Origin of the sequence: Aliivibrio sp. A6 (genome assembly GCF_028765505.1) — a bacterium.
Classification (GTDB): domain Bacteria; phylum Pseudomonadota; class Gammaproteobacteria; order Enterobacterales; family Vibrionaceae; genus Aliivibrio; species Aliivibrio finisterrensis_A.
The window spans coordinates 82,928-95,710 of record NZ_JARACR010000009.1 but is presented as its reverse complement, the minus strand read 5'-3'; the positions used below and the strand labels follow the sequence as shown (position 1 = coordinate 95,710).

Here is a 12,783-nt window from a genome sequence, read left to right as displayed (position 1 = left end):
GCATCACTCAACTAGTACAATGCAATTATATTACCTCGGATTTCATTAAAAACCAGAAAAAATTATCAAAGCTGTTGATTAATTTCTTATAAAATAAAATTTGAGGTGATTTCTTCTGATTTATTTTCAATAGCAACAATATATCCATTCATTTATTTTCATAAAACCACAATAAAATATGCTTTTTTTTTAAACAAAAGGAATATATAACGTATTCCTCTAATAACAAACAAGCATTAGAAAAAGTAATCCAAAAGCGTCAAAATTATAATCAATATTTTATTTGACGAAATTAAAAACTACTGATAAATTCGCCGTCATTGAGTCACGGTGTACACATCCTATAACACCTCTCTACTTACTCCACCAAACTCCAGACTACTGAGTAATACACTCAGACAATTAGATGGTAGCCAAATGGGTTAGATATCCACAAAGTATCAACTATACTTAACGTGGATTTTTTCTATTTGAGACAAATTAATGACTGATAAAATCATTGTTGGATGGCGCGAATCACTTAGCCTTCCAGAACTTGGTATTAAATTAATTAAGGCAAAAGTTGATACTGGCGCTAAAACTTCTTGCTTGCATGCTTTTAAAGTAGAGCCCTTCACAAAGGATGGTGAAGACTGGGTCCGCTTTTGGATTCATCCAGAAAAACGTAATAACGATTTCGTGCAAATTTGTGAAGCACCAATCGTTGACCGCCGAAAAGTAAAAAGCTCAAGCGGTCAAGAAGAGCTACGTTACGTTATTAAAACAACGATCCGAGTCTCAGGCCAAGAGTGGCCAGTTGAAATTACATTAAGTAACCGAGAAACAATGGTGTTTCGCATGTTACTAGGAAGAACAGCAATGCAAGATCGTATTGTTGTAGATCCATCGTCGTCTTACCTTGTTGATTTTGAGGAAACTGTATAATGAAAATCGGTATTTTATCGCGCAACCAATCTCTTTACTCTACTAGCCGCTTAATTGAAGCCGCAGAGAGTCGTGGACACGAAGTTAAAGTGATTGATGCACTACGTTGCTACATGAATATCAATTCAGAAAAACCTCAAATTCACTTTAAAGGTGAAGAACTGGTTGATTACGATGCGATCATTCCTCGTATCGGCGCTTCTGTTACTTTCTACGGTACTGCCGTACTACGTCAGTTTGAGATGATGGGTGTATACCCTGTAAATGAATCAGTTGCGATCACTCGTTCTCGCGATAAACTGCGTTCAATGCAATTACTTTCTCGTAAAGGTATTGGTATGCCGATTACAGGCTTCGCAAGCAAGCCTGATGACGTTAAAGACCTATTAGACATGGTTGGCGGTGCGCCAGTTGTGATCAAGCTCTTAGAAGGCACTCAAGGTATTGGTGTTGTTCTTGCAGAAACGCGTAAAGCAGCAGAAAGTGTTGTTGAAGCTTTCATGGGCTTAAAAGCGAACATTATGGTTCAAGAGTTCATCAAAGAAGCTGGCGGTGCAGATATCCGTTGTTTCGTTATTGGTGGCAAAGTAATTGCTGCTATGAAACGTCAAGGTGCAGAAGGCGAATTCCGCTCTAACCTACACCGTGGTGGTTCAGCATCACTTGTTAAATTGACTCCTGAAGAGCGTAAGACAGCGGTAGCTGCTGCAAATATTATGGGATTAAATGTTGCAGGTGTAGATTTACTTCGCTCTGAGCGTGGTCCACTGGTTATGGAAGTGAACTCATCTCCGGGCTTAGAAGGCATTGAAAAGGCAACTGGTAAAGACGTTGCTGGCCTAATTATTGATTTTATTGAAAAAACTGCAGCGACTAAAAGGACTAAAACTCGTGGCAAAGGCTAAAAAAAATCAAGCGTTTGAAATACTAACGCACTCGGTTGCACCTGGTGAAAGAAAGGTAATTGAGATTGAAGCCGCTAAGCTTTATACGCACTCACCTCTATCGATCCCTGTTGAGATCATTAATGGCCAGCATGCTGGCCCAATCCTGATGGTAAATGCTGCCATTCATGGTGATGAACTTAATGGTGTTGAAATTGTACGTCAATTAATCAATAACATTGATCCGAAGAAACTAAAAGGCACATTAATTGCTGTGCCTATTGTTAACGTCTTTGGCTTTATTCATAAATCACGCTATCTTCCGGATCGTCGTGACTTAAACCGTTGCTTCCCTGGCTCTGAAAAAGGGTCTTTGGCATCTCGTATGGCAAACACCTTCTTCACTCAGATTGCGCAACGTTGTGATTATATTGTTGATTTACATACTGGTGCTATTCACAGAACGAATTTGCCTCAACTAAGAGCTGATTTAAGTAATCCTGAGACGTTACGTATTGCACACGCATTCGGTACACCAGTGATTGTTGATTCACCTCTTCGAGATGGCTCACTTCGTAGTGAAGCTGAAAAATGTAACATCCCAGTATTAACGTATGAAGCAGGTGAAGCATTACGCTTTGAACCAATTGCAATCAATGCGGGTTATGTGGGTGTACAACGTGTAATGCAAGCTATTGGCATGCTAAAGGCGAGCAGAAAACGCTTACCAGAAGCGGTCATTGCTAAATCTACAAGTTGGTTACGTGCAGAAAGCGATGGTATTTTACGTACTGTTGTAACTCTGGGTGAACAAGTTGAAAAAGGCCAAGTTTTGGCTTACATCAGCGCACCATTAGGTCATAGTGAAATTGAACTTCGCGCTCATAAAGGCGGCATCGTTATCGGTCAACAAACCTTACCTTTAGTTAATGAAGGTGATGCTGTTTTCCATCTTGCTTACTTTACTGAAGATGACGAAATGGTTGGTCAAGCAGTAGAAACCTACATTGATGAAATCATTGAAGCGGATACAGATCAGCTGACTAATGGTCAAATCGCAGTTCCTAGCGTTTAATCACGTAGTCAAAATTACATTCTAAAGAGAGGCTTGCCTCTCTTTTTTTGATCACAAATAAAATTATTTAACATCAATAATTTCGTATTGTTGCTTTTTCCCCGCTAAATTTAACTCAAATTCATCACCGAGTTGCAAACCTATTATCGCTTTTCCCAACGGGGCCGTCGGTGTGATCAATGAGAAATCCACGCCTTGGTAAGAAACCTTAACTCCACCCGCTGAAGGACCAATAAAGAAGCGACTTTCAATATCATCTTGATTAATTAGAGTCACTAAAGCGCATTGATTAATCGCCGTTGATTCTGAGTAGTCTAAACGTGGTAATTTACGATACGCCAAAATATCCGCTTCACATTCAGCGACTCGTAACGCTTGGCCATGTGCTAAATATGATGCTTCTAATCCAAACGTTTCATACTTACTTCGCGCTATCGCTTCTTTATCAGTTGCTTGATCAATCGCTCGTTGAGTTGCCTCTACCGCCATTTGATGCACATCACGCAACGCTTGGATGATTGATTCTAATAATGCTTCTTTTTCTATCATGAGTAATTTTACTTTATTAATACCATTCTGGATAAGTAGTTGTTCAGATAATCGATTTTAACAAGCAAGAATGATCAAATACTTATGTAGATTGATATAAAGACATAAAAAATGGCAGTTACGAATAACTGCCATTTTATGGTATCTGTTTTTCAATCACATTTCTGTGATGACAAATTACTCTTCGTCGAAGTCGTATTCGTCTTCTTCTGCATCACGAGCTGCTTCATATTCAGCTTTTTGTGCCGCTGCTTTTTCTCTCTTACGTGCGATCATTTCTTCTTTTTCGCTACGTTGTTCCGCTTTACGATCATTACGAACCGCTTGCGTTTTAGCAAATTCAACAAGCTCTTTCTCTGCCCATTCAACTGCTTCTGCTTCAGTTTCAAAACCAAGCTGACGCTTAGATACAACCGTTCTGCGAGAAGTTACTTGGCGCGTAATTTCAGCAGCCCAAGCGTTACGTTTTTCTACAATACGGTAATCAAATTTTGCCATTTTTATTTCCTAGAATTCGATAGTTAAGGGATAGATCATTATTAGAAAATCCATCTATAACTGCAGGTTAATATCTGCATTCCCTTTAATGCCCGCTATTAGAACACATCTAGCCAAAAATGCATCAAAAAGATGTCAATCTATAAGTACTTTAAAAGAGAAGTAAGTCTTATTTTTTTACGACCAAATGATTGCGATTATCGCGACTACTGCGGATTAACTCATCCCCTTTAACAATGTCCACTGATTTTGCTAATCGGTCGTATAACAGCACATTGACTGTAGCAGCTAGATTCATACATCCAACGGTTGGAACATAAACCACATGATCGGCGCGATCAGCAACTTGTTGTGTAATCGAACCATCTTCAGGGCCAAACACATAAATTGCTTTTTCTGGATGTACAAACTCAGGAAGCGACGTTGCACCTTCAGCTAACTCAACACAAACGACCTTCATGTCTTTTGGTAAATCATCCAATAAGCAATTTACGCTCGTTAATGGGATTTTCTTAGCCACTTTTTTAGTATCCGTTTGAAACTTAGCGGCACGATCATATCGCTCACCAGTATAGCGAACATCATCAACTTGATAGCAGCCCGCTGCACGCATTACTGCACCAACATTTGTCGGGCTTTTAGGATTACTCAAGCCAATCGTTACGTGCGAATTTTTCATTGTTTGTTCCAACAGATAAAGTAAAAAGCTATTCTAACAAAAAAACCGCTGAAGCCTAAACTTCAGCGGTTTTATTTAAAAAAGCCGTCTTTACCCAACTCTTTTATTTATTATAGAACAGAGTGCTTATTTATTTTTCAGATTTTAATCACATTTTTAAAAAATCGTGATAACTAACTGATTATAAGGATTAAGACTCTATTCTTTATTGCTCAATTAACCCACATTCTTACGTGCATTTTGGAACATGCGCATCCAAGCACCATTCTCGCCCCAACCTTCTGGAGACCAAGAGTTAGCAACCGTACGGAATACACGCTCTGGGTGAGGCATCATGATAGTCACACGGCCATCCGTCGTTGTTAAACCAGTGATAGCGTTTGGCGAACCGTTCGGGTTATTCGGGTATTGCTGCGTTTGGTTACCGTTGTTATCAACGTAACGTAGAGCAACCGTACCTGAGTTTTCAATCGCGTTTAGGTGGTCGTTGTCACGCACTTCTACGCGGCCTTCACCGTGAGAAACTGCGATTGGCATACGAGAACCTTCCATGCCATTGAAGAATACAGAATCAGACTTCTGAACTTCAACGAGGCTGAAACGAGCTTCAAAACGCTCAGATTCATTGCGAACAAAACGTGGCCAGTATTCAGCTCCAGGGATAAGTTCACGCAGGTTAGACAACATCTGACAACCGTTACACACACCTAAAGAGAAGGTATCTTCACGCTTGAAGAAGTTTTCAAATTGATCACGCGTAGAGTCGTTAAACAGAACCGATTTAGCCCAACCTTCACCAGCGCCCAGTACGTCACCGTAAGAGAAGCCACCACAAGCCACAAGACCGTTGTACTCTTCTAGTACCGCTTGACCCGTTAGGATGTCGCTCATGTGAATATCAGTTGCTTCAAAGCCTGCACGGTCGAATGCTGCTGCCATTTCAACGTGAGAGTTAACACCCTGCTCACGTAGAATTGCCATCTTAGGCTTAGCGCCCTTATTTATCATAGGAGCGTTGATGAATGGCGCTGCAATGTCTTCGTTCACGTCAAAGCTTAGTTTTACGTTCAGACCTGGGTCTGAGTTGTCTTTCTTCGCTTCGTGTTCTTGATCAGCACATACTGGGTTATCACGTAGACCTTGCATTTTATGTGTCGTTTCTGCCCAGATAGTACGTAGTTCAGTACGGTTACGTTCAATGACTACAGACTCGCCAGACTTAATCACTAGTTCGTTAGAGTCTTCAACAGAACCAATGACGTGTGAACACGCTTCTAGACCGTTTGCAGCAAGTGTAGAAAGAACAGCATCTAGGTCATCGTTTCGAACTTGGATTACCGCACCTAGTTCTTCGTTGAATAGTGCTGCTAGCGTGTCTTCACCCAGCGCTTCAATGTTTGCATTAACACCACAGTGACCTGCGAATGCCATTTCTGCTAGCGTTACGAATAAACCACCGTCGCCTTTATCGTGGTAAGCCACAACTTGATCGTTAGCAACAAGTGCTTGAACGCCTTCGTAGAAACCTTTTAGCTGTGCTGCATTGTCTACGTCTGCTGGCTTGTCACCAAGCTGCTTGTAAACTTGCGCTAGAGCCGTTGCTCCTAGACGGTTTTTGCCGTTACCTAGGTCGATAAGTACTAGTGAAGTGTCGCCTAGTCCTTCAAGGTTATCAGGGGTGCGAAGTTGAGGCGTAATCGTCTTACGAACGTCTTCAACACGTGCAAACGCAGTGATAACCAGAGATAGCGGAGACGTGACTTCTTTGTGCTCGCCGTTCTCTTCCCACTGAGTCTTCATCGACATTGAGTCTTTACCCACAGGGATAGTTAAGCCCAGTGCTGGACATAGTTCTTCACCAACTGCTTTTACCGCTTCGTAAAGACCGGCATCTTCACCTGGGTGACCAGCTGGAGACATCCAGTTCGCCGACAATTTAATGTGTTTGATATCGCCGATGTTGGTCGCAGCGATGTTTGTGATTGCTTCACCAACCGCTAGACGAGCCGATGCGCCAAAGTCTAGTAGTGCCACTGGCGTACGCTCACCAAGAGACATTGCTTCACCGTGGTAAGAGTCGTAACTTGCCGCTGTTACTGCGCAGTTTGCAACTGGAACCTGCCATGGACCAACCATTTGGTCACGAGCCACAAGGCCTGTTACCGAGCGGTCACCGATAGTGATAAGGAAGGTTTTCTCAGCGACTGTTGGTAGACGAAGAACACGGTCAACCGCTTCGTTCATTTCAATACCAGAACGATCAATCGCAGGGTTATTCACTTTTAGCGTTGTCGCGTCACGGTGCATCTTAGGTGTTTTACCTAATAGGATGTCCATTGGCATGTCGATTGGCGTGTTGTCGAAGTGTGAATCTTCAAGTTTAAGTTCACGCTCTTCTGTTGCTTTACCAACCACGGCGTATGGTGCACGCTCACGCTTACAAATCGCATCAAACGTGGCCATATCTTTATCAGCAACCGCCATTACGTAACGCTCTTGAGATTCGTTACACCAGATCTCAAGTGGGCTCATGCCCGGCTCATCGTTTGGTACGTCACGTAGGTTGAAGATACCGCCACGCTCACCATCGTCTACTAGCTCAGGAAGTGCGTTCGAGATACCACCCGCACCCACATCGTGGATGAATGCGATTGGATTCGCATCACCTAGCTGCCAACAACGGTCAATAACCTCCTGACAACGACGCTCCATCTCTGGGTTTTCACGTTGTACTGAAGCGAAATCAAGATCTTCTGCTGATTGGCCTGATGCCATTGAAGAAGCGGCACCGCCACCAAGGCCGATGTTCATCGCAGGACCACCAAGAACAATTAGGCTTGCACCGACTGGGATCTCTTTTTTCTGAACATGCTCGTCACGGATGTTACCAAGACCACCAGCTAGCATGATTGGTTTGTGGTAACCACGCACTTCTTCACCTGCGTGAGAGTTTACTTTCTCTTCGTAAGTACGGAAGTAGCCAAGTAGGTTTGGACGACCAAATTCGTTGTTGAATGCTGCGCCACCTAGAGGACCTTCAAGCATGATATCCAAAGCAGTAACGATACGGCTTGGCTTACCAAAATCAGTTTCCCAAGGTTGAACGAAGTTCGGGATCTTAAGGTTAGATACAGAGAAAGCAACAAGACCGGCTTTTGGCTTACCACCAATACCCGTTGCGCCTTCATCACGAATTTCACCGCCTGAACCTGTAGATGCGCCCGGCCAAGGAGAAATTGCGGTTGGGTGGTTGTGCGTTTCAACTTTCATCAAGATGTGTGTTTTCTCTTGATGGTAGCTGTATTGGCGAGTCTCTGGATCTGGGAAGAAACGACCGACTTCAGAACCGGTCATTACCGCTGCGTTATCTTTATAAGCCGACAATACGTGATCAGGGGTCACTTCAAAGGTGTTCTTAATCATTTTAAACAATGATTTTTCTTGCTTAACGCCATCGATAGTCCAATCCGCGTTAAAGATCTTGTGGCGACAATGCTCTGAGTTCGCTTGTGCAAACATCATTAATTCGATATCTGTTGGGTTACGACCTAGCTTTTCAGTAAAGCTTTCAAGTAAGTAATCAATCTCATCTTCTGCTAAAGCAAGACCTAGGGTAACGTTTGCGTCTTCAAGCGCTTTACGGCCACCGGCTAATAGATCAACTTCTGCATATGGCGCAGGTTCTGCCACAGCAAACAATGCTGACGCTGATTCAAAATCGGTAAATACCACTTCCATCATGCGATCATGGAGAATGGCTTTAAGTTCAACTAATTGAAGTTCAGAAAGCGTTTCAGACGTTTCTATATAAAAAGCAGTACCGCGCTCTAAACGTGCGATTGTAGCTAGGCCACAGTTATGAGCAATATCAGTAGATTTTGAAGACCAAGGCGAGATAGTACCTGGGCGAGGGGTAGTAAGTAGCAATAAACCTTCAGGTTCATGCTCCTCAATCGTTGGACCGTAAGTCAGTAATTTTTCTAGCTTCTCAACTTCAGACGCATCTAAGTCCGCCGTTAGATCAGCAAAGTGTGCAAACTCAGCATAAATACCAGTAACAGGTAAATTTAGCTCGCGACAAAGCTCAAGTAGCTTGTTAACACGAAATTCAGATAGAGCAGGTGAACCACGCAAAATTCTCATGTACTTAGGTCTCTTTGGCAATGAATTAAAGGTAATATTGGAATAGTTTCATGTAGTTAAAAATAGTTAACTCGATTAATTATTCATAACTCATAGTGACTATGCCGATGTTACCTCTGGTATTGCGAGCGCATTATAAAGGATTTTGTTTTGTGAAGTAACACCAAAAGCAACCGTTTGCGTGTTTTTTTTGAAAAAAGTGTAAATGACCTTTAAATTTAAAATTATTGCGCAAAAAACAGGCGTAAGGAAAAATAAACTGTCTCAATCTCTAATAATTGTTGTAATTTGTTACCGTGCTTTTGCCTCTTGATATGCCATTTGATATAACTACGCCTTACTTATTTAAAAGAGCATTCTGACTTGAGCCGCATCCCATATCATCGTCTTCTAAAATCTTGCCTTGTCATTTCTACACTGGTTTTCACCCTTACAGGATGCCAAGTAGAATCAGAACCAAAAACAAAGCTAGAGCAAATCAGGGAACGTGGTGTTTTACGAGTCAGTACGTTAAATAACCAACTCTCTTATTACATTGGTTCTAATGGCCCAACCGGACTAGATTACGATCTGGCAAAAGCCTTTGCTGAAAAACTAGAAGTCAAACTCGAGATCACCCCTGCATATACTTATTCAGGCTTGTTTCCTGCGTTAGAGCGTAATGAAGTCGACATTATCGCGGCCAATATGACAATTACCCCTGAACGCTTACAAAAGTTTCGTCCGGGACCTGTCTACTACTATGTCAGCCAACAAGTGGTATATAAAAAAGGCAGCTGGCGCCCTCGTAATATCAAAAACCTAACTCAACTTGATGAAAATATCACCATTGTTAAAGATTCAAGTTTTGAGGGTACGGTAACAAAGCTTAAAGAAAAGCACCCGAAATTAGAGTGGCATACTGAAGCGGATACTGATGTTAGCGAGTTACTAAAAAAAGTAGCGACTGGCGAAATACACTACACGATCGCTGATTCTGTTGAATTATCACTGACACAACGTATTCATCCTGAATTGGCTGTCGCTTTTGAATTAACGGAAGATCAACCCGTTGCATGGTTTATACAACAAACAGAAGATGACAGCTTACAAGCCCTACTCATTGAATTCTTTGGTGAGTTAAAAGAGAGTGGCAAACTAGCGCTTCTTGAAGAGAAATACTTTGGTCATGTTGAGTCGTTTGATTATGTCGACACTCGTGCTTTTATTCGAGCACTAGAAAGTAAGTTGCCAAAATGGGAACCACTATTTAAAAAATACGCAGGTGACTTTGATTGGCGTTTCCTTGCTGCTCTTTCTTACCAAGAGTCTCATTGGAATCCTCTTGCAAAATCCCCAACAGGCGTTCGTGGCATGATGATGTTAACACTACCAACGGCCCAATCTGTTGGTGTTAAAAACCGTTTAAATCCAGAACAGAGTATTCGTGGTGGCGCTGAATATTTACGCAGAATTGTAAAGCGGGTTCCTGACTCAATTACTGAACATGAGAAGATTTGGTTTGCACTTGCTTCATACAATATAGGCTTTGGACATATGATGGATGCAAGACGTCTAACTCAACGTTTAGGTGGAGATCCTGACTCTTGGACAGATGTTAAAGATAACCTGCCACTATTACGTCAAAAGCGTTATTACAAGTACCTTCGCTATGGTTTTGCTCGTGGTGATGAAGCTCAGAATTATGTAGAGAACATTCGCCGTTATTACCAAAGTATTATTGGCTATGAACAAGAACAAGCAAACAAGTTGATCCAAGAAGAAATTACGGTTGAAGATTTAACCGTAATTGATGTGCCACTTTCTTCTGCAGCTGCGACGATTAGTAATACCATTCTGGATAAATAGTTGATCAGATAATTGCGTAGGAAAAATCGATTAGAGCAAGGCATAAATTACAGTAACTAGTGGTTCTAATTACAAAATTTATAACGCAGATATAATCGATTTTAACAAGCAAGAATGATCAAATACTTATGTAGATTGGTATAATGCCACATCTAGCAAATAACTTTCTATTTGCTGGTAATAAAAATTGTTAAAAAAACTTACTAAATGGCATGTTCATGTTACGGTAACAATTAACACATACTCTGAGTTACTTGTTCTCAAGATCATGCCAATTAAAGTTATACCAATGTAATTAATTAAATGATCTATTTATTACGCAGGAAAATCGCTTAAGAATAAGGCAAAAATTCTTATAAGTAGTTATTCTACAATAAAAATTTTTAACGAAATTACTAAGTGATTTAACCAGTAATAATGATCAGATAATTACTGGAATTGGTATTAAACGTACTTTAATTTTTATTCGTTAAATTAAGGGGGAGCCTATGCTCTCTAATAGAAGAAAACTTAAACCAAGTACCTCACTAAAAGGCAGTACTCAACGTCGACGTAAGCTGTTAAATAACCACAAGAAAGTGCTTCATCGTCAACGAACTTATGCTATGTCACTGTTTGATGAAGGTGAACCGTTCTCTTGTCGATAATCTTTAGGCAAGCGTTTTTTATGCGCACACAGTAAAAAGGCAAATTGCGATAATTCAATTTGCCCTCTCTTACATTTACTTTATCTTCTAGATTATTCCATCATCTGATTTTTCAATTCAGCTTCCCGCTGTAACTTTCGCTCTTCTTTTTTCTCTTTACGTCTGCGTTTAAAAAAAGCTTGTAGCTGTGCTCTACACTCTTCTTCCATCACTCCAGAAGCACACTCTACAAAATGAAATGCGGTTGCTGACGTAAATAAATTAATCACACTGCCAGATGCGCCTGTTTTCATATCTGATGCACCAAAAATAACACGCTTAATACGACTATGCACAATCGCACCAGCACACATAGGACATGGTTCTAACGTAACGTATAACGTCGCATCAACTAAGCGATAGTTTTCAATTTTACTTCCCGCTTGTTTAATCGCCATCATCTCGGCATGTGCCGTTGCATCATGAGAACCAATTGAACGGTTCCACCCCTCACCTATGATTTCACCATCTAAGACAATCACAGCACCAACAGGAACTTCACCTTCCTCTTCAGCAATTGCGGCCAGTTCTATTGCTCGCTGCATATAGAAGTTCGCATCTTTATTTTCTTTTTCAACACTCATCTATTCAGCTAACTCTTGGGCTAAAAATTCAACCAATAAACGAACCTTAGTGGAAAGATGTCGGTTATTTGGATACACCGCCCAAATCCCCTCTTTTGGCTCACGATAAGGTACGAGTATTTCAACCAACTCACCTTTATCCATTGATTCCTGAACATAAAAATCAGGCAATTGAACGATACCTAAGCCTTTTAACGCTGCATTAGTTAAGGCTGCACCGCTATTACAATGAACAGACCCTTTCACTCTTACGCTTTTTTCTTTTTTCTTTTCAATAAAACGCCAAATAGGCAAACTACCAATCAAACAGTTATGCTGAGATAATTCAGATAAGGTATGAGGCTCACCATGTTTTTCAATATAACTAGGAGAAGCGCACACTCTAACCTGTCGACTTGATAAGCGCTTTGCCATCATAGTTGAATCGGTTAAACGGCCTAATCGAATCGCCAGGTCAAAATCTTGCTCAACCAAATCTAATGTCTGATTTGATAAAACAAGTTCAAGCTCAAGCTGTGGGTACATCAGCATAAAATCACTAAGCAATGGCGCAATTAACTGCTCACCATACGTCACCGACGATGTGATTTTTAAGCGTCCTTGAGGTGTTGCATTAAGCTCAGTGATCGCTCTATCTGCTTGTTTTAATCCTTCAACTAAATGACGACAATGCTGATAATAAGTTTGTCCTGCTTCAGTTACCGACACCTTTCGCGTTGTTCTGATCAATAACTTAATTGATAAACGATCTTCTAACGCAGCAACTTTACGGCTAATTTGAGCCACTGATGTATCAAGAGCTCTGGCCGCTCCGGTAAAGCTTTGCGCTTCAGCAACGGCAACAAACTCAGTTACCCCTTCCCAATCAATCACAGGCAATTCCCCACTAGTATTATTACATATTCGTAAAAAT

General features: G+C 41.2%; 11 protein-coding genes. 5 read left to right on the top strand and 6 right to left on the bottom strand.

Annotated elements, in window-relative coordinates:
• Nucleotides 1-483: 483 nt before the first annotated feature.
• The 3 genes from PVK70_RS07690 to PVK70_RS07680 are packed head-to-tail and all read left to right on the top strand — an operon-like array spanning nt 484 to nt 2,883.
• Nucleotides 484-924 carry an ATP-dependent zinc protease family protein gene (locus PVK70_RS07690; RefSeq protein WP_130047237.1) on the top strand — a complete coding sequence of 147 codons (441 nt, stop codon included), beginning with the start codon at nt 484-486 and terminating at the stop codon, nt 922-924.
• Nucleotides 924-1,829 (top strand): 30S ribosomal protein S6--L-glutamate ligase, encoded by a 906-nt coding sequence (rimK, locus tag PVK70_RS07685; RefSeq protein WP_012533521.1) that lies wholly within the window; start codon nt 924-926, stop codon nt 1,827-1,829. Before PVK70_RS07690 ends, rimK begins: the two co-directional genes overlap by 1 nt.
• Nucleotides 1,816-2,883 (top strand): succinylglutamate desuccinylase/aspartoacylase family protein, encoded by a 1,068-nt coding sequence (locus tag PVK70_RS07680; RefSeq protein ID WP_165366856.1) that lies wholly within the window; start codon nt 1,816-1,818, stop codon nt 2,881-2,883. The genes rimK and PVK70_RS07680 overlap by 14 nt, the downstream gene beginning before the upstream one ends.
• A gap of 63 nt (nt 2,884-2,946) precedes the next feature.
• Here PVK70_RS07680 and PVK70_RS07675 read toward each other — a convergent pair whose 3' ends face one another.
• From PVK70_RS07675 to purL, 4 genes are all read right to left on the bottom strand, one after another.
• A complete protein-coding gene (locus PVK70_RS07675) occupies nt 2,947-3,432 on the bottom strand; it encodes a GreA/GreB family elongation factor (RefSeq protein ID WP_130044676.1) in 486 nt (161 codons plus the stop codon).
• Nucleotides 3,433-3,609: 177 nt separating this feature from the next.
• Nucleotides 3,610-3,930 (bottom strand): DUF3622 domain-containing protein, encoded by a 321-nt coding sequence (locus tag PVK70_RS07670; RefSeq protein WP_130044675.1) that lies wholly within the window; start codon nt 3,928-3,930, stop codon nt 3,610-3,612.
• Between the two features lie 169 nt (nt 3,931-4,099).
• Entirely contained in the window at nt 4,100-4,609 is a 510-nt protein-coding gene (locus tag PVK70_RS07665) for an RNA methyltransferase (protein WP_130047238.1), read from the bottom strand.
• Nucleotides 4,610-4,825: 216 nt separating this feature from the next.
• The gene (gene purL, locus PVK70_RS07660) at nt 4,826-8,752 is read right to left on the bottom strand and encodes a phosphoribosylformylglycinamidine synthase (RefSeq protein WP_130047239.1); all 3,927 of its coding nucleotides are present in this window, start codon (nt 8,750-8,752) and stop codon (nt 4,826-4,828) included.
• Nucleotides 8,753-9,115: 363 nt separating this feature from the next.
• Between purL and mltF the strand changes: the two genes are divergently transcribed.
• Both mltF and PVK70_RS07650 read left to right on the top strand, forming a co-directional pair.
• Nucleotides 9,116-10,600 (top strand): membrane-bound lytic murein transglycosylase MltF, encoded by a 1,485-nt coding sequence (gene mltF, locus PVK70_RS07655; RefSeq protein ID WP_130047240.1) that lies wholly within the window; start codon nt 9,116-9,118, stop codon nt 10,598-10,600.
• Between the two features lie 488 nt (nt 10,601-11,088).
• Complete coding sequence (locus PVK70_RS07650; protein WP_165366855.1) at nt 11,089-11,247, top strand: hypothetical protein; 159 nt, start codon at nt 11,089-11,091, stop codon at nt 11,245-11,247.
• 92 nt (nt 11,248-11,339) lie between these two features.
• Here PVK70_RS07650 and tadA read toward each other — a convergent pair whose 3' ends face one another.
• Together tadA and PVK70_RS07640 are read right to left on the bottom strand one after the other, a co-directional pair.
• Entirely contained in the window at nt 11,340-11,870 is a 531-nt protein-coding gene (gene tadA / locus PVK70_RS07645) for a tRNA adenosine(34) deaminase TadA (RefSeq protein ID WP_130044671.1), read from the bottom strand.
• Nucleotides 11,871-12,743 (bottom strand): LysR substrate-binding domain-containing protein, encoded by an 873-nt coding sequence (locus tag PVK70_RS07640; RefSeq protein ID WP_130044670.1) that lies wholly within the window; start codon nt 12,741-12,743, stop codon nt 11,871-11,873. It abuts the gene before it with no gap.
• Between the last annotated feature and the right edge of the window lie 40 nt (nt 12,744-12,783).